A 19,345-nucleotide genomic window follows, 5' to 3' on the forward strand; every position below is an offset into this window, starting at 1 on the left:
CAAAGCCAACGATGGACCTCTATATTTATTATCGGGTACAGGCTGCCGACGCCGCGCTCTTTCTGACGCAGGTGTCGGCGTTGCAGGATAATTTGACCCGTCTATACGCGGTTCGTACGGCACTCAAGCGCAGTCCCGTCGCGCAGGACGGCATGCATACGTGGATGGAAGTGTATCTGGCCGTGAATGAAGATTTTGCAGTCAAGCTGGAGCAAGCCGTTGCGGCAAGTCAGCTGCCATCGCTCATCGATGGCAAACGCCACACTGAACAATTTCTGGATGTATCTTTATGTGCTTAATCGTCTTTGCCTGGCAAGTAATGCCGAATATGCCTTTGCTCGCCGCCGGCAATCGCGACGAGTTCTACGATAGACCGGCCAGCCCGGCTGACTGGTGGCATGACCATCCGCAGATTTATGCGGGCCGCGACCTGCAAGGCGGCGGTACATGGATGGGTATCACACGCGACGGACGCTTTGCGGCGATCACGAATATACGCGCGCCGTCCGAGATACGTCCGGATGCACCTACGCGCGGCAATCTGGTATTGAATTATCTGGCCGGAACGACAACGCCGACCGACTACGTAGAAGAAATTTCTCCCCATGCTGCCGACTACAACGGTTTCAATCTGTTGATAGGCAACAAGGATGAATTAATCTGGTATTCCAATCGCGGCGAAAAAGACGAGCGCAACGGCAAGCCGATGAAACCCGGCATGTACGGCTTGTCGAACTCGCTGCTGGATTGCACATGGCCGAAGGTGGTCAGCACCAAGGCTGAATTTGCCAGCCTGCTCTGCCAGGGAGCGCCGGAAGATGCATTCTTTGAAATGCTGTCCGACACGACCTGCGCGTCAGACTGCCGCCTGCCGAAAACCGGCGTCAGTCTAGAGCGTGAACGTTTGCTGTCCGCCGTTTGCATCACCTCTCACGATTACGGCACCCGCGTGTCCACACTGGTCAAATTGCAAACCAATCAGGCACCGGTATTGCTGGAGCGCCCGACAGTAGCGATGCCGCCCGCGCCGGAACGTGTGCCTCATCGCGGGCAGTGTACAAAAGGATTTTGAATAAGCGGTGAGGCTGTTCCGGCCTCGCCTTGAACGCTGCAGTCTGGTTCACAGCAATGCGCGGATGGACGATCAGGCTGGCGTCATTTTTTTCGCCACGTCGGTACGGCGAATGAATTTGAAGGTGCCGCTGGCCTTGGCCACCATCTTGTCGCCGTTCCACAATTCACCTTCGCAAAAATAAATGCTGGTCGATGCATGCAGGACCTTGCCCTTCGCCAGCAGACGGCAACCTGTTGTTCCGCCCGGCTGCATGAAGCTGGTTTTCATCTCTATCGTCACACCACCGCGGATATCCGGCGCCATCGAACGTCCGGCCAGCGACATCACGTTATCCAGCATGGTCATGATCACTCCACCATGTGCAACCTGCCAGCCATTCAGATGATGCGCCTGCAGGATCAATTCGACTTGCGCCTGGCCCGCACCGGATTCGACGACATGGATGCCGAGCTCCTGCAAAAAGGGAATCACGGGTGAAGCCGCAGCGGCCACTGAACTATGGGATGAATTCGTCATTGGTACTTTTCAGTTGCAAAATGGCGTCATTTTAGAGCCATCCGAGTCGCGCACCAAACTTATGCAGAAATTTTTCGCCTGTGCGCCCTATGAAAATACAGCCATGACAGGAATTTCATCCAGAGGAAACAGTGTTTCAAGTCATTTGCATATGTAAGCGTTACGTAAGCTTAATGCAAGTATCCCGTAAGGTTCTAGTCGCACACTCGACTCGCTTACCCAATACAAGGAATGTGCACACGCATTCCATTAATAATTATTAAGGAGACGAGCATGGTCACAGTAGCGACAGCCGGACGCAACGGCATTACCCCGGAGGAACGTAAAGTTATTTTTGCCTCCTCTCTGGGCACGGTATTTGAATGGTATGACTTTTATCTGTACGGCTCACTGGCAGGCATTATCGCCAAGCAGTTTTTCGCAGGCACCGATCCCAATACCGCCTTCATTTTTGCATTGCTTGCATTTGCCGCAGGTTTCCTCGTGCGACCGTTTGGCGCTATTGTATTCGGTCGTCTGGGCGACATGATCGGTCGTAAATACACCTTCCTTGTCACAATCGTGATCATGGGCGGTTCGACCTTCGTCGTCGGCCTGCTGCCAAACTATGCATCGATCGGCCTCGCCGCTCCTGTCATCCTGATCATTCTGCGCATCTTGCAAGGTCTGGCTCTGGGTGGAGAATATGGCGGCGCAGCTACTTATGTGGCTGAGCATGCACCGCACGGCAAGCGCGGTGCATTCACGTCGTGGATTCAGACTACGGCAACCATGGGTCTGTTCATGTCGCTGCTGGTGATTCTGGGTACGCGTACTGCAATGGGCGAAGAAGCATTTGCCGATTGGGGCTGGCGCATTCCGTTCCTGGTTTCGGTTTTCCTGCTGGGGATCTCGGTCTGGATACGTCTGTCGATGGCTGAATCGCCGGCATTCGTGAAAATGAAAGCGGAAGGCAAAACCTCCAAGGCACCACTGACTGAAGCATTTGCAAAATGGGGCAACCTGAAAATCGTTATTCTGGCGTTGATCGGTTTAACTGCTGGTCAAGCCGTGGTTTGGTACACGGGTCAGTTTTACGCTCTGTTCTTCCTCACGCAAACACTGAAGGTAGACGGTGCAACTGCCAACATCCTGATCGCGGCTTCGCTGCTGCTGGCGACACCATTCTTCGTGATCTTCGGTTCGCTGTCCGATAAAATCGGCCGCAAACCGATCATCATGGCAGGCTGCCTGATTGCTGCGCTGACCTACTTCCCTATCTTCAGCGGCTTGACGCACTATGCCAATCCCGCACTGGAAGCTGCATTGAAAGATTCACCAGTGGTAGTTACTGCCGATCCGGCAACCTGCCAATTCCAGTTCAATCCGACCGGCACCAAGAAATTCACTTCGTCATGCGACATCGTGAAAGCTAAGCTCGCTGCTGCTTCGGTGGCCTACTCGAATGAGGATGCTGCTCCCGGCACAATTGCAACGGTCAAGGTTGGCGATACCCTGCTGACATCTTTCGATGCCAAAGGTTTGTCGAAAGAAGATGCCGCTGCCAAGGACAAGGCCTTTTCAAAAGAACTGGCTGATTCCATCAAGGCACATGGTTATCCAACCAAGGCCGATCCGGCACAAATCAACTATGGCATGACGCTGTTGCTGCTGTTCATTCTCGTGATTTACGTCACGATGGTGTACGGTCCGATTGCCGCCATGCTGGTTGAAATGTTCCCGACCCGTATCCGTTACACATCGATGTCGCTGCCGTATCACATCGGTAACGGCTGGTTCGGCGGCTTGCTGCCAACCACGGCGTTTGCACTGGTGGCGTTCAAGGGCGACATTTACTATGGCCTCTGGTATCCGATCATCATTGCGTTGATGACCTTCGTCATCGGCATGATCTTCGTTCGCGAAACCAAGGACAATGACATTTACGCCAACGATTAAGCGTCATTAGTCTTTCATTCAAGCAAGCTTGAAAAAAACTGCCAGAAAATTTCTGGCAGTTTTTTTTTTGCTTTATTGATGCAAATATTTTCTGATGAAAAACATGAACTCCAGTAATTTGCGCTGTCCAAATCAATCAGGATTTGTTATTGTCGGGATGCCAATAAAATCTTCTCGCACACAATACGGGTACTCGCATACCCATAGAATTTCCCGCCATGAATAAAAGCAACACCATCTCTCGCATCGGTACTCCCCTGACTCACAGCGCCACCAAAGTCATGCTGCTGGGCTCCGGCGAATTGGGCAAGGAAGTCATCATTTCCCTGCAGCGCCTGGGCATTGAAGTGATTGCAGTCGATCGCTACGCCAATGCGCCTGGCCATCAAGTCGCACATCGCGCTTATGTGATCGACATGACCGACGGCGTGGCGCTGGCGGCATTGATCAATCAGGAAAAGCCGGATCTGGTCGTACCGGAAATTGAAGCCATCGCCACCGCCACCCTGCTCGAAATGGAAAATGCCGGCAATGTGCGCGTGATTCCGACTGCACGCGCAGCGTGGCTGACGATGGATAGAGAAGGCATACGCCGGCTGGCAGCGGAAGAATTGGGCGTCGCCACCTCGCCTTATCGTTTTGCCGACAGCCTGAAGGAACTCAAGGCCGGTTGCGCCGACATCGGTTATCCCTGCGTGGTCAAACCGGTGATGTCTTCATCCGGCAAGGGCCAGTCGAAATTGAACAGTGCCGACGATATTGAGGCCGCATGGGATTGCGCTGCCGCCGGCGGACGCGTCAATGCCGGACGTGTGATCGTCGAAGGCTTTATCGATTTCGATTACGAAATCACCTTGCTGACCGTACGCGCGATCGGCGCCGATGGTGCAACGCACACGCATTTTTGCGAACCTATCGGCCACCTGCAAGTCAACGGCGACTATGTGGAATCATGGCAGCCGCAAGCCATGCATCCCGGCGCGCTGCAGAAAGCGCACGACATCGCAAAAAAAGTAACTGATAACCTCGGCGGTCTGGGACTGTTCGGCGTCGAACTATTCGTCAAGCACGATATGGTCTGGTTTTCCGAAGTCAGCCCGCGCCCGCACGATACCGGCATGGTGACCATCACCAGCCAGGAACAAAGCGAATTTGAATTGCATGCCAAAGCCATACTCGGCCTGCCGGTCAATGTAGCGATGAAAACACCGGCCGCTTCAGCCGTCATCTACGGCCGGCACGACGGCGCGGTCATTGCATTCGAGGGCGTAGCCGATGCATTGCGCGTCGCCGGCACCGATGTCCGCCTGTTCGGCAAGCCGGAATCATACACTCACCGCCGCATGGGGGTTGCACTGGCTGCTGCTGCCGATGTTGAAACCGCACGCAACAATGCCAGGACTGCAGCTGCGACGATCAAGCCGGTGGTGCACAGCAGATGAACGAAACACGCCTTCGTGCCGCAGGGATTCTGGCAGGGAGCGATATCTTCCGCACCGCTTCGCTGTTGCTATACGCAACGCTGCTGTTCCACACCATGCTGCTGGTGTATGCAAAACATCTCAGCCTGACACCCATCGGCATGGGCACTGTGGTGCTTCTGCTTACCCTGCTGACAATTTCCTTCATACGCTATTTCTGGCTGAGCACAGCGATTCTGCTCAGTGAAAAATTCCTGCTGGCCGAAGTATTGGTCGCAACATGCTCCATCGCCGTACTGGCTGCGCAAAGCACCATACCCGCATTGCCGATACCGTGGCTGATTGCCATCGCCGGTGTATTTCCGCTGGTGTTGCGTCACCGTATTGCGATTCTGTGCATCGCGGCACTGACCTTGATCGGCTATCGTCTCAACGTGTATCTGGGTGCCACTGCAGGCGACTGGCTGCCCGATTTATTTGCCACCATTTGTATAGGCTGGCTATCACTGTTGCTGGCAAAAACGCTCAACATCAATCGTATTGCACTCAGCAAGGCACGCACCAACGAACGCCGCTTCAATGCAATTGCACGGGTGACGCGCCACATCTTCATCATTACCGATGCCGACTATCGCATCAAATTTGCCAATCCTGCATTACAGGAAGTCATCGGTTACAGCTATGAAGAAATCCTTCGCAATGCAATCAAGCCGATTCTGCATCCGGACGATGAAGAAGAACACAAGGAGAAATTACGTCATTTGCGCGATACGCCGCACAGTACGATATTTTCGCGCCATCGCACCCGGCACAAGGACGGCCATTGGGTCTGGCTGGAAACGCGCGGCTACAACATGTTGCACGACTCGGCCATCAACGGCCTCGTGTTCAGCATAGAAGACATTACCTTGCGCAAGGATGTCGAGCTGAAACTGCAGGAGGAAACGGCAATGCTGCGTGCCGTGCTCGATCTCAATCCTTCGATGATCTATGTCAAGGATAGCGACGGACGCTTCACTATCAGCAATCAGGTTTTCCAGCGGCGCTTCGGCTATTCCAGCGAAGATGAACTGCGCGGCAAAACCGTCTATGACATCTGCCTGAAGATGGCGAATGGGAACGATGAACTCAGCCCGCGCGAAATCGCCGACGAAATCCAGCAGCAGGATCAGCAGGTCATGCAAACCGGCATTCCGCTGCAGGATATGGAAGCGCCGGGATTCTGGCACAACGACATGCATCTGTGGTTCCACACCAGCAAATATCCGTTGCGCGATGCCAGAAATAACATCATAGGCATACTCGGCGTCACACGCGACATTACCAAACGCAAGACGACCGAGATACAGATCGAGTATCAGGCCATGCACGACATGCTTACCGATTTGCCGAACCGCCGTTATCTCGTCAATAGGCTGGCCACTGCGATGGAAACCAGCCGGCAGCAGCAATCCAGCCTGACCATGCTGTTCTGCGATCTGGATTTTTTCAAGAGCGTCAACGATACGCACGGTCACGACTTCGGCGATCAGTGTCTGCTTGAAATCAGCAAGCGCATCGTTGCCGTCTTGCCGGAAACCGATTTCGTTGCGCGTTTCGGCGGCAATGAATTCGTGATCCTGACCAACTCCTCACTGGCAGAAAGCAGCATCAAGGCCAAGGCCATTGCACGCGCCGTATCCGAACGCCTGATCTTCGACAATGTCGCCGTCAAGATTCAAATCAGCATCGGTATTGCACAATTGAGCCCTGATCATCAGGTTCCGGCCGATTTGATCCGCGAAGCCGATGCCGCCATGTATCAAGCCAAGGAACGCGGCCGCAATCGTACGGAAATCTACGATGCCGCCCTGCAGATCAAATCGACCAAACATGCGCGCATGGACGTAGCTTTGCGCTTTGCACTGGAGCGCAATGAACTGTCGGTAGCCTATCAGCCCAAGGTGTCGCTGGTGGATGGCCGTGTCAGGGGATTTGAATTGCTGCTGCGCTGGAACAGCCCGGAATACGGCATGATCTCGCCGAACGAATTTATCCCTATCGCCGAAACCTCGGGCATGGTGGTGCCGATAGGCATGTGGGCGATGGAACAGGCCTGTCGGCAACTCGCCGCATGGCAAGCCAGCTATCCGGCAATGGGCGACATCACCGTTGCCGTCAATGTCTCGATGCGGCAGTTGCTGCACACCTCGTTCTTCACCCAGGTACGCGAAATACTCGACAGTAGCGGCGTGGTGCCGCGTACGATAGAACTGGAATTGACCGAGACGTCTGCCATGGCCAATCCGCTGCAGACGATAGAAAATCTGGCCTTGCTGAAAAACCTCGGTCTGCGTCTGGCGCTGGACGATTTCGGCACCGGCTATTCATCCCTCGCCTATCTGCAAAAGCTGCCGATCGACATACTCAAAATCGACAAGACTTTTGTGCACGGTCTGGGCACCAAGCAAAGCGACAGGGAAATCATTCGTTTGATGATGGCGCTGGCGCAAACCTTGAATCTGCAAACCGTCGCTGAAGGCGTGGAAACAAGCGCACACGTTCATGAGTTGCAGAAAATGGGTTGCGATCTGGGACAGGGTTTCATCTTCTCGCCGCCGCTGTCAGCCGAAGAAGCGGAAACGCTGATCTGCTCCAGCCATCAATTTCCGCTCGGCTGACTGTCGCAATCGGCATCGCGTATTAAAAGACATGCTGCTGGAGCCGATTGCTCCAGCAACGGCAGATATCACACGTCCAGCTTGTTGTTCACCATATCCAGTATTTTTTCCGGTTCATTTGCAGCCACGTCCGTTTCATTATTCAATTGCGCATGCAAGGTTTGCATATCCAGATCATTGCCCCAGCGTGCCACGACCAGTGTGGCAACGCCGTTACCGATGGTATTGGTCAGCGCACGCGCTTCCGACATGAAACGATCGATGCCCAGAATCAGCGCCAGCCCCGCCACCGGCACATGCCCCACAGCAGACAGGGTTGCCGCCAGCACGATAAAACCGCTGCCGGTAATCCCTGCCGCGCCTTTTGATGTCAGCAACAGCACCGCCAGCAGGGTGATCTGCTGCATCAAAGTCATTGGGGTATTAGTCGCCTGTGCAATAAACACTGCAGCCATTGTCAGATAGATTGCAGTGCCGTCCAGATTGAATGAATAGCCGGTTGGAATAACGAGGCCGACCACCGATTTTTTCGCCCCCAGATTTTCCATCTTGGCGATCATGCGCGGCAATACGGATTCCGACGACGATGTTCCCAGCACAATCAGCAATTCTTCCTTGATGTACTTGATGAACTTCCAGATACTGAAGCCGTGCAGGCGCGTCACGATGCCCAGCACGACGAAGATGAAGATCAGACAGGTCAGGTAAAAGGTGCCCATCAATTTCCCCAGCGACAGCAAGGAAGCGATGCCGTATTTTCCTATCGTGAATGCCATCGCACCGAAGGCCCCGATCGGCGCGGCTTTCATGATGATGCCTACAATGGAAAACAGCACATGGGAAATCTTCTCAATGAAATCGAATACCAGCGTGCCGCGTCCACCCAGCTTATGCAAGGCGAAGCCAAACAGCACCGACACCAATAACACTTGCAACACATCGCCTTTGGCAAAGGCATCGATCATGCTGGATGGGATGATGTGCAACAGAAAATCTGTCACGGTTTCCAGCTTGCCGGGCTCGGTGTAACTTGCGATGCTGGCAATATCCAGCGAGTTGACGTCGATATTCATGCCGGCGCCTGGCTGCAACAGATTGACGACAAGCAGACCGACAAGCAGCGCCAGCGTACTCATCACTTCAAAGTAAAGCAGCGCCATGCCGCCGGTCTTGCCGACCTTCTTCATGTCTTCCATACCGGCAATCCCGATCACGACCGTACAGAAGATGACCGGAGCAATGATCATTTTTATCAGCTTGATGAAAGCATCGCCGAAAGGCTTCATTGCAGTACCGGTTTCCGGTGCAAAATGTCCCAGCAGGACACCGACCACAATGGCAAAAATAACCTGTACGTACAAGGATTTATAAAAAGGTGGCTTGGACATTTTTCTTTTCCTGGATGAAAGCATAAGCCTTCTGAGCCCATGTTCCTTGTTTGACAGGCACCTACACACGACCAGTTGCATGCCCATAGTATTTGTAATCGTATGCCTGTTTTTCCATCATTCATATGGAAATAAATCATGCATTACCTGCATTAAATCGACTGTTTTTAACATTTTTCTCATGCCACATACTGTATGGAAAAACACATTTTCAATATGCAAATTACACGGCAAGCTGCTAAATCGAATATAGTCATGGACAAACTTTTTCTTAATATAAATATTTATGAAATTTGATGTCGCAATTGTCGGCAGCGGACTGGCTGGTCTTACCGTTGCCCTCCACCTGGCAGAAACCCGCAAAGTCGCTGTCATTTCCAAACGCACCCTGCTCGACGGCGCCAGCAATTGGGCACAAGGCGGGATTGCTGCAGTGCTGGATTCCAATGACAGCGTGGACGAACATGTGGCCGATACGCTGGTCGCCGGTGGCGGCCTGTGTGACGAACCCGCCACTCGCTTCATTCTCGAGCACGGGCGCGAAGCGATTGAATGGCTGATCGAACAAGGCGTACCCTTCACCCCGGATGCCAGCGCCGAACTCGGCTTCCATCTGACGCGCGAAGGCGGCCACGGCCAGCGTCGCATCATCCACGCCGCCGATGCCACCGGACACGCGGTACAGGTAACGCTGGAAGAAAAAGTACGCGCTCATCCCAACATCACCCTGATGGAGCATCATTACGCGATCGACGTCATCACGTCCGATGTACTGGAGAAAAAAAAGGGCGTCCCGCGCTGTCTCGGTCTGTATGTGCAGGATGTCAAAACCGGCAAAGTCATCACGATCGCCGCCGAACACACGGTACTGGCCACCGGTGGCGCCGGCAAAGTGTATCTGTACACCACCAATCCCGACACGGCGACCGGCGACGGCATTGCCATGGCCTGGCGCGCCGGCTGCCGGATTGCAAATATGGAATTCATCCAGTTTCACCCGACCTGCCTGTATCACCCCTACGCAAAATCCTTCCTGATTACGGAAGCGGTGCGCGGCGAAGGCGGCGTCCTGAAATTACCGGTGACTGCCGGTAAAAGTCGCGGCAAGCGTTTCATGCCCTCGCACGATGAGCGTGCCGAACTGGCGCCGCGCGATATCGTGGCGCGCGCCATCGATGCCGAGATGAAAAAACGCGGTATCGATTATGTTGATCTCGATATCAGCGACAAATCGCCGGAATTCCTGAAGGAGCACTTCCCTACCATCATGGCGCGTTGCCTGGAGCTCGGCATCGACATGACCAAGGGACCGATTCCTGTCGTGCCGGCTGCGCATTACACCTGCGGCGGCGTGATTACTGACCTGTCCGGCCGCACCGACCTACCCGGCCTGTATGCCGTCGGCGAAGCCACTTGCACCGGCCTGCACGGCGCCAATCGCCTGGCGAGCAACTCCCTGCTCGAATGCCTGGTGCTGGGACGCTCCACAGCGCAGTACATCGATACGCAACCCAAACAAAAAGCCGTCAGTCTGCCAGCCTGGGATGAAAGCCGCGTCACCGATGCCGACGAAGAAGTCATCATCGCCAACAACTGGGATGAGCTGCGTCGCTTCATGTGGAATTACGTCGGCATCGTGCGCACCACCAAACGACTGGAACGCGCGCAGCATCGGATCCGTTTGCTGAAGGAAGAAATCGACGAATATTACGCCAACTTCCGCATCACACCGGATTTGCTGGAATTGCGTAATTTGGTTGAAGTCGCCTCGTTGATCGTCAACAGCGCATTGTCGCGCCGTGAAAGCCGCGGTCTGCATTACAGCCGTGATTATCCGGATACTCTGCCCAAGGCATTGCCTAGCGTGTTGTCGCCGGATCGTAGGCATTGAGATTGTGCTGTTTAATAAAAATGCCGTTCAGTTTGTGACTGAGCGGCATTTTTTATTGGCGGGTGGTTTTTGGTTTTCTGGTGTTGATACCGCTCTTTCTTCAATCATGGTTGCTTTGCCGGACTAGCCGGCAACCGAGTATCCACGAAGAAAAACCGGTTTTCGGCATCGAATCTCCATTAAAGGCTGGCCAGCCTCCTGCCAGACGCTGCCAGTCAGCCCCCACAATGGTAGAATGCCGGGTTATCTAAATTCATATCCGCAAAGGCTTTATCAGTGCTTTCCACAGCTAATATCACGATGCAGTTCGGCCCCAAGCCGCTGTTTGAAAACATTTCCGTCAAATTTGGTGACGGCAACCGTTACGGCCTGATCGGTGCCAACGGTTGCGGCAAATCCACCTTCATGAAAATCCTCGGCGGCGATCTGGACCCGTCGGCAGGCACCGTCATGCTCGATCCGAACGAGCGTCTGGGTAAATTGCGCCAGGATCAATTTGCATTTGAAGAAATGCGCGTACTGGATGTCGTGATGATGGGCCATACGGAAATGTGGGCGGCGATGGCTGAGCGCGATGCGATTTACGCGAACCCGGAAGCGACCGATGACGACTACATGAAGGCGGCCGACCTCGAAGCGAAATTCGCTGAATACGATGGCTACACTGCAGAATCGCGTGCGGGCGAGTTGCTGCTGGGTGCCGGCGTTGCCATCGATCTGCATCAGGGGCCGATGAGCAATGTCTCGCCAGGCTGGAAGCTGCGCGTATTGCTGGCGCAGGCGCTGTTCTCGAACCCGGACATACTGCTGCTCGACGAGCCGACCAACAACCTGGATATCAATACGATCCGCTGGCTGGAAGATGTGCTCAACGAGCGCAACTCGACCATGATCATCATTTCACATGATCGCCATTTCCTGAATCAGGTCTGTACACACGTCGCCGATATGGATTACGGCACGCTGAAGATTTATCCGGGCAACTACGACGACTACATGTTTGCTTCGACGCAGGCGCGCAATCAGCAACTGGCGAACAATGCGAAAGCGAAAGACAAGGTTGCCGAGCTGCAGGAATTCGTCCGCCGCTTTGCCGCGAACAAATCCAAGGCACGTCAGGCGACGTCGCGCGCCAAGCAGATCGAAAAGATCAAGGTCGACGACATCAAGCCATCATCGCGCGCTTATCCATTCGTGCGTTTTGACGGCGAGAAAAAACTGCATCGCCTGGCAGTGGAAGCGGAAACGATTTCAAAAGCATACGATCGCCAGCTGTTCAAGAACTTCAGCATCATGGTGGAAGCTGGTGAGCGCATCGCCATCATCGGCGCCAACGGTGCCGGTAAAACGACTTTGCTGCGCTGCATAGGCGGCGAGGAAATCACCGGGCTGGCTGCGGATCAGGGGCGCGTCAAATGGGCCGAGAATGCCAATGTCGGCTACATGCCGCAAGATCCGACCGAGGATTTTGCCAGCGACAAGAATCTGACCGACTGGATGGGACAGTGGACGCAGGAAGGCGACGACGATCAGGCAGTACGTTCGATACTCGGTCGCCTGCTGTTCGGCGGCGACGATGTGAAGAAATCGGTCAGGGTATTGTCCGGCGGTGAAAAAGGGCGCATGACCTACGGCAAGCTGATGCTGGGCCGTCACAATGTGCTGCTGATGGATGAACCGACCAACCACATGGATATGGAGTCCATCGAATCGCTGAACATTGCGCTGGAAAAATATGCCGGTACGCTGATTTTCGTTTCGCATGACCGCGAATTCGTTTCTTCGCTGGCAACGCGCGTGCTGGAATTGAAAGATGGCGAAATCATCGATTTCCAGGGTACGTACGAGGATTATCTGTCCAGCCAGGGTATCGAGTAATTGCTGTAAATAAAAAGCGCGACGTGGAATATTCCCGTCGCGCTTTTTTACGCTTGGAATTTGACTTGCCCGTGTGCATCCATGACTCTGCCATCAGAGACAAATGACGCTACAATTTGCCTGAACCGTAATTACGAATTCACCGCTTAAATTCATCGCATACATTTATGCGTCTTCAATACCGACATTGAGCAGCCATGCAGACCCAGTTTATTAAAACAATTGAATTTGAACGTCCCGGGATGGAAAGCGGCAGCAGTTGCGTGGCCCACGCGTGGGCACGCACACCGGCGACGCCATCGCCGGAAGAAAAAATCGCCCTGAAGGAACGCATCAGACACTTGCTGAAAGAGCGCGAAGCCGTATTGGTGGCGCATTACTACGTCGATGCCGATCTGCAGGATCTGGCGGAAGAAACCGGCGGCTGCGTGTCTGATTCGCTGGAAATGGCACGCTTCGGTCGCGATCATCCGGCCAAGACGCTGGTGGTAGCCGGCGTCAAGTTCATGGGTGAAACGGCGAAAATCCTGAGCCCTGAAAAAACCATTCTGATGCCGGATCTGGACGCGACCTGTTCGCTGGATCTCGGTTGTCCAGTCGACGAGTTCCATGCTTTCTGCGATGCGCATCCTGATCGCGTGGTCGTCGTGTATGCGAATACCAGCGCGGCAGTGAAGGCGCGCGCAGACTGGATGGTGACGTCATCCATCGGCTTGAAGATCGTCGAACATCTGCATGCACAAGGCAAGAAAATCCTGTGGGCGCCGGACAAGCATCTGGGCGGCTACATACAAAAACAGACCGGCGCCGATATGCTGCTGTGGCAGGGTTCCTGCCTGGTGCACGATGAATTCAAGGCAGTGGAACTGGAGCTGCTGAAGAAGGAACATCCACTGGCGAAAGTGCTGGTGCATCCGGAATCGCCTGCTGCCGTCGTGGCGCTGGCCGATGCGGTCGGCTCGACTTCGCAACTGATCCATGCTGCGCAAACCATGGATGCGCCGGAATTCATCGTCGCTACCGACAACGGTATTTTGCACAAGATGAAAATGGCCGCGCCGGGCAAAATTTTCATCGATGCGCCGACTGCCGGCAATAGTGCGACCTGCAAGAGCTGCGCGCATTGCCCGTGGATGGCCATGAACGGTTTGCAGAATCTGCTGGACGTGCTGGAATCGGGCCGCAATGAAATTCACGTCGATCCGGAAATCGGTCGCAAGGCAACCGTTTGCATCGATCGCATGCTCGATTTCGCTGCCGCGCAAAAAGCCAATGTGCGTCCATCCAGCGATCTGGCAAAAGAACAAAAACTGTTTTCAGGAATAGGACCGGCATGAGTCTGCTGCGTAATCCATTTGCCCCTTTCGATGCTGCTTTGACGGCAGCGTTTGAAGACAATATTGTGACGGCGCTGGCTGAAGACGTCGGTAGCGGCGACGTCACCGGCAAGCTGGTGCCGGAACACGAAATCGTGCAAGCGCGCGTGATCGTGCGCGAAGCAGCCGTGTTGTGCGGTGCGCCGTGGTTTGAAGCAGTCATGAAACAGGTGGATGCACGCATACGCATCGAGTGGCGTTATGCAGAAGGTGCCCTGATGCAGGCAGACAGCGAAGTGTGCGCCATCGAAGCGCCGGCACGCGCCTTGCTGACAGCTGAGCGTACCGCCCTGAATTTCCTGCAATTGCTGTCCGGTGTTGCCACGGCGACGCGCGCTTACGTCGAATTGATCGCCGGCACCAAAGCAGCCATTCTCGATACGCGCAAGACTTTGCCTGGTTTGCGTCTGGCGCAAAAATACGCGGTGCGCGTAGGCCGCGGCAAGAATCAGCGACTGGCACTGTATGACGGCATCCTGATCAAGGAAAACCATATTGCCGCAGCCGGCGGTGTGACGGCCGCCATGCAGGCTGCGCTGGCCTTGCAAGCCGGTGTAACGATACAGATAGAGGTGGAAAATCTGGCACAGCTTGAAGCGGCTTTGGCGGCAGGTGCGCAATCGGTGCTGCTGGATAATTTTTCACTGTCCGATATGCGGGCTGCGGTTGTCTTGACGAATGGTCGCGCCCTGCTCGAAGCGTCGGGCGGCGTGAATCGCGATTCGGTGCGGGCGATTGCGGAAACCGGCGTGGATCGCATTTCCATCGGCGGTTTGACCAAGGATGTGCGGGCTACCGATTATTCCTTGCGGATTGTTGAGAGTAAATAGGATGTGTTGTTTTATGAAGAAGCCGCACCATGCGGCTTTTTTATTGGCTCTGTTCTTTCTTCGATCATCGTTTCGTTGCCGGACTGCCCTGGCATGCTGAGCCACCCAGAAGCAAGAACAACATCGCCAAGAAAAAACTGAAAAACAAACAAAAGATGCCGCTCAGTCAAAAACTGAGCGGCATCTTTATTACTACTAAAAACTGCAATCAAGCAGGCTTGCACCGCAGCACAAACCCATCACAACAGCCTATTAGCCTACCCACTTACGCGCATTGCGGAACATCCGCATCCACGGCGAATCTTCGCCCCACGACTCTGGATGCCATGACTGCTGGACGCTGCGGAATACACGTTCGGCATGCGGCATCAAGACGGTAAAGCGGCCATCCGGCGTCGTTACCGACGTAATACCTTCCGGCGAACCGTTCGGATTGTACGGATAGGTTTCGCTGGTTTGGCCCTTGTTGTCGATGAAGCGCATTGCCACCAGTGCCTTGTCGATGTCGCCTGTCAGGGAGAAATCTGCATAACCTTCACCGTGTGCGATGGCTATCGGTGTTTGTGTACCGGCCATGTCATTGAAGAAGATCGATGGCGAGTCCGTCACTTCGACCATTGAGAAGCGCGCCTGGAATTGTTCAGCCTTGTTGCGCGTAAATTTCGGCCAGGCTTGTGCACCCGGAATGATCGATTTCAGATTGCTCATCATCTGGCAGCCGTTGCAAATACCCAGTGCAAACGTATCGGCGCGATCAAAGTAGATTGCGAACTCTTCCGCCAATTGCATATTGAACAGAATTGTTTTTGCCCAGCCCTCGCCTGCACCCAGTACGTCGCCGTAAGAGAAACCACCGACGGCGATCATGCCTTTGAAATCGCTCAGATGTGCACGGCCTGTAATCAGGTCGCTCATGTGCACATCGACTGCTTCGAAGCCCGACTTGTGCATGACGTATGCAGTTTCCACCTGCGAATTGACGCCCTGCTCGCGCAGAATCGCCACGCGTGGCCGGGCGCCCTTGGCAATGAACGGTGCGGCAATATCTTCCTGCGGATCGAAGGTCAGCACCGACTTGATGCCCGGATCGAGCTTGTCGAGAATGCGATCATATTCGGCATCGGCACAATCCGGATTGTCGCGCAGGCGCGCAATGCGCCAGCTGGTTTCGCTCCAGAAACGATGCAGATCGATGCGCGACTGGCTGTAAATCACCTTGGCATCGCGCGTGAATTCGATCATGTCGGTGTCACTCAGTTTGCCGACGATGTGGCTGCAGGCGCCGAGATTGTATTCGCGCAGCACATTCATGACGTCCGACTTCTGCTCCGCACGCACCTGGATCACGGCGCCGAGCTCTTCATTGAACAAAGCGCGCAAAGTCATGTCGTTACGGCGTGCGGATACCTGGTCAGCCCAGTTTTTCGCATCGCCGCCATCGCTGGCATGTTCGCCTTCCAGCGTAAGGATATCCAGATTGACCGACAGCCCGCTGTGACCAGCAAACGCCATTTCGCACAAGGTCGCGAACAAGCCGCCATCGGATCTGTCGTGATACGCGAGCAGCTTCTGTTCCTTGTTCAAGCGCTGGATCGCGGCAAAGAATCCTTTCAGATCTTCTGCGCTATTGACGTCAGGCGTCTCGTTACCGAGCTGCTGCATGACTTGTGCAAAGGCGGAAGCGCCCAAACGGTTCTTGCCGCGGCCCAGATCGATTGCGATCAGCACGGTGTCGCCGACATCGGTGCGCAGTTGCGGCGTCAGCGATTGACGCACGTCATGGACCGGTGCGAATGCCGATACGATCAGCGAAACCGGTGAAATGACTGCCTTGTCAGCACCATCATCGTTCCATGTAGTACGCATCGACAATGAATCCTTGCCGACCGGGATGCTGATGCCCAGGGCAGGACACAATTCCATGCCGACTGCTTTGACTGTATCGAACAGCGCGGCATCCTGGCCCGGCTGACCGCAAGCGGCCATCCAGTTGGCGGACAATTTGACATCGGAGATATCGGCTATCGGCGCCGCAGCAATATTGGTCAGCGCTTCACCGACGGCCATACGGCCCGATGCGGCGGCATTGATGACGGCCAGCGGCGTACGCTCGCCCATCGCCATCGCCTCACCCAGATAGCCTTCAAAACTCATTGTGGTCACCGCGCAATCGGCGACCGGCACTTGCCATGGTCCGACCATCTGATCACGTACCGTGGTACCGCCCACTGTGCGATCGCCTATCGTGATCAGGAAGGATTTGTCGGCCACCGTCGGCAGACGCAGAATGCGTATCGAGGCTTCCAGTAAATCGATGCCGGTCAAATCCACTGCCGGCAATGTTTGTTTTACATGGCTGACATCTCTATGCATTTTCGGCGGCTTGCCAAGCAGAACATCCATCGGCATATCGACCGGCTCATTGCCGTGCTGCGGATCAATCACCTTCAACTGACGTTCTTCGGTCGCGGTGCCGACCACGGCAAACAGACAGCGTTCGCGTTCACACAGATACTGGAACTGCGGCAGACTTTCCGGTGCAATCGCCAGCACATAGCGTTCCTGCGATTCGTTGCTCCAGATTTCCTTCGGCGCCATGCCGCTTTCTTCCAGCGGCACTGCACGCAAATCGAAAATCGCGCCGCGTTTCGCGTCATTGGTGATTTCCGGGAAGGCATTCGACAAACCGCCTGCACCTACGTCATGAATAGACAGGATGGGATTGTTATCCTGCATCGCCCAGCACGCATTGATGACTTCCTGTGCGCGTCGTTCCATTTCCGGATTGCCGCGTTGTACCGAATCGAAATCCAGATCGGCAGTATTCGTTCCCGTTGCCATCGACGAGGCAGCGCTGCCGCCCATACCGATACGCATGCCGGGGCCGCCAAGCTGGATCAGCAAACTGCCAACCGGCAGATCGTGTTTCTTCGTATGAATCGCGGCGATGCTGCCTATGCCACCGGCGATCATGATCGGCTTGTGATAACCGTTGACCGAACCTGCAACGTTTTGTTCATAGGTGCGGAAATAACCGCCCAGATTCGGACGGCCGAATTCATTGTTGAAGGCGGCCGCACCTATCGGCCCCTCGATCATGATTTGCAGCGGCGAAGCGATGCGATCAGGCTTGCCGTATGCGTTCGATTTTGTATCGTCTGTTACCGCGACTGTGACATCGTGATCGTTTTCCCACTGTTGCACGCCATCCGGCAGCATCAGATTGGAAACGGTAAAGCCGCTCAAGCCAGCCTTGGGCTTGGCGCCGCGGCCGGTTGCACCTTCATCGCGAATTTCACCGCCGGCGCCGGTAGAGGCACCGGGAAACGGCGAGATCGCGGTCGGATGATTATGCGTCTCGACCTTCATCAGGATATGCGTCAACTCTTCCGACGTCGCGTACACATTGCCGCTGGCAGCGCCACGCGGATAGAAGCGCGTGACCGTTGCGCCTTCGATCACCGACGAGTTGTCGCTATACGCAACAACGGTACCGCGCGGCGCCAGTTGATGCGTATTCTTGATCATTGCGAACAGGGACATATCCTGTTTCACGCCATCGATAGTCCAGTCGGCATTGAATATCTTGTGACGGCAATGTTCGCTATTGGCTTGCGCGAACATCATCAGCTCGACGTCGGTCGGATTGCGTTTGGCCGTCGTGAAGGCGGCCAGCAGATAATCGATTTCATCGTCGGACAAAGCCAGGCCAAGTTCGGTATTGGCTTGCACCAGTGCCGACTTGCCGCCCTGCGCGATATCAATGAAGGCCAATGGCTTGGCGTCCAGTTCGCCAAACAGGCCGGATGCCTCGTCGGCGCTGCGCAACACCATTTCAGTCATGCGGTCGTGCAGCAAGGCTTGTACTGCAACGATAGCCTCGCTGGAGAGTTTTTTCACACCGCCAAGCAAACCGGATTTCAGATGCACGATATAGCGAATGCCGCGTTCTATCCGGTGGATATCGGTCATGCCGCAGTTATGCGCGATATCGGTCGCCTTGCTGGCCCATGGCGAAATCGTGCCGAAACGCGGAATCACGACAAACTCGTCGCCTTCCAGTTTTGCAGAAAACGGTTCGCCGTAGGTCAGCAAACCGTTGAGACGTTTGACGTCATCCGGTGCAATTGCTGCTGGAGAATCGACAAAATGCAGGAACTGTCCGGTCACCCCGGCAATTGCATGATCGATTTGTTGCAGTTGCAGTAAGAGGCGTTCGGTACGAAAGGCAGACAGGGCGTTGGAACCTGGCAAAATCAGCATGGCGAGAAGGTAGTTGATGCAGAAAAGCAGATGAATTCGGCTGCCGTCCTGCGAGTTAAATCAGAAAGCATGATTATACCGCGAGAGCCCGCATTAACTGTCAGGACGA

At 54.7% G+C, this 19,345-nt stretch carries 13 protein-coding genes; 9 read left to right on the forward strand and 4 right to left on the reverse strand.

The genetic code is table 11. The features are described from left to right. The first annotated feature begins 11 nt into the window (after positions 1-11). A complete protein-coding gene (locus tag ACIQW9_RS05190) occupies positions 12-299 on the forward strand; it encodes a DUF4936 family protein (protein WP_402333801.1) in 288 nt (95 codons plus the stop codon). Next, positions 290-1,072: an NRDE family protein gene (locus tag ACIQW9_RS05195; protein WP_402333803.1), complete on the forward strand. Its 783-nt coding sequence runs from the start codon at positions 290-292 to the stop codon at positions 1,070-1,072. The genes ACIQW9_RS05190 and ACIQW9_RS05195 overlap by 10 nt, the downstream gene beginning before the upstream one ends. Positions 1,073-1,144: 72 nt before the next feature. On the opposite strand, the gene ACIQW9_RS05200 is transcribed toward ACIQW9_RS05195, so the two are convergent. Then, positions 1,145-1,591, reverse strand: coding sequence for a PaaI family thioesterase (locus ACIQW9_RS05200; protein WP_402333806.1), 447 nt, complete (start codon positions 1,589-1,591; stop codon positions 1,145-1,147). A 273-nt stretch (positions 1,592-1,864) separates the two neighbouring features. On the opposite strand from ACIQW9_RS05200, the gene ACIQW9_RS05205 reads away from it, so the two are divergent. The 3 genes from ACIQW9_RS05205 (at position 1,865) to ACIQW9_RS05215 (ending at position 7,610) form a co-directional block, all read left to right on the forward strand. Next, a complete protein-coding gene (locus ACIQW9_RS05205; protein WP_402333808.1) occupies positions 1,865-3,529 on the forward strand; it encodes an MFS transporter in 1,665 nt (554 codons plus the stop codon). 218 nt (positions 3,530-3,747) lie between these two features. Then, complete coding sequence (gene purT, locus ACIQW9_RS05210; protein ID WP_402333811.1) at positions 3,748-4,971, forward strand: formate-dependent phosphoribosylglycinamide formyltransferase; 1,224 nt, start codon at positions 3,748-3,750, stop codon at positions 4,969-4,971. Further along, entirely contained in the window at positions 4,968-7,610 is a 2,643-nt protein-coding gene (locus ACIQW9_RS05215; protein WP_402333814.1) for an EAL domain-containing protein, read from the forward strand. Before purT ends, ACIQW9_RS05215 begins: the two co-directional genes overlap by 4 nt. Before the next feature lie 68 nt (positions 7,611-7,678). Here ACIQW9_RS05215 and ACIQW9_RS05220 read toward each other — a convergent pair whose 3' ends face one another. Continuing rightward, positions 7,679-8,998: a dicarboxylate/amino acid:cation symporter gene (locus ACIQW9_RS05220; RefSeq protein ID WP_402333816.1), complete on the reverse strand. Its 1,320-nt coding sequence runs from the start codon at positions 8,996-8,998 to the stop codon at positions 7,679-7,681. 286 nt (positions 8,999-9,284) lie between these two features. On the opposite strand from ACIQW9_RS05220, the gene nadB reads away from it, so the two are divergent. The 4 genes from nadB (at position 9,285) to nadC (ending at position 14,973) form a co-directional block, all read left to right on the forward strand. Further along, complete coding sequence (gene nadB / locus ACIQW9_RS05225; RefSeq protein ID WP_402333819.1) at positions 9,285-10,889, forward strand: L-aspartate oxidase; 1,605 nt, start codon at positions 9,285-9,287, stop codon at positions 10,887-10,889. Positions 10,890-11,165: 276 nt separating this feature from the next. Further along, positions 11,166-12,767 (forward strand): ABC-F family ATPase, encoded by a 1,602-nt coding sequence (locus ACIQW9_RS05230; RefSeq protein ID WP_402333822.1) that lies wholly within the window; start codon positions 11,166-11,168, stop codon positions 12,765-12,767. A gap of 197 nt (positions 12,768-12,964) precedes the next feature. Beyond that, positions 12,965-14,104, forward strand: coding sequence for a quinolinate synthase NadA (gene nadA / locus ACIQW9_RS05235; RefSeq protein WP_402333825.1), 1,140 nt, complete (start codon positions 12,965-12,967; stop codon positions 14,102-14,104). Further along, positions 14,101-14,973, forward strand: coding sequence for a carboxylating nicotinate-nucleotide diphosphorylase (gene nadC / locus ACIQW9_RS05240; RefSeq protein WP_402333828.1), 873 nt, complete (start codon positions 14,101-14,103; stop codon positions 14,971-14,973). Before nadA ends, nadC begins: the two co-directional genes overlap by 4 nt. An 11-nt stretch (positions 14,974-14,984) precedes the next feature. Here nadC and ACIQW9_RS05245 read toward each other — a convergent pair whose 3' ends face one another. Beyond that, positions 14,985-15,185 carry a hypothetical protein gene (locus tag ACIQW9_RS05245; protein ID WP_402333830.1) on the reverse strand — a complete coding sequence of 67 codons (201 nt, stop codon included), beginning with the start codon at positions 15,183-15,185 and terminating at the stop codon, positions 14,985-14,987. 40 nt (positions 15,186-15,225) lie between these two features. Beyond that, positions 15,226-19,236, reverse strand: coding sequence for a phosphoribosylformylglycinamidine synthase (gene purL, locus ACIQW9_RS05250; RefSeq protein WP_402333833.1), 4,011 nt, complete (start codon positions 19,234-19,236; stop codon positions 15,226-15,228). Positions 19,237-19,345: the final 109 nt, after the last annotated feature.

Source organism: Herminiimonas sp. NPDC097707 (genome assembly GCF_044761395.1).
Lineage (GTDB): Bacteria > Pseudomonadota > Gammaproteobacteria > Burkholderiales > Burkholderiaceae_D > Oxalicibacterium.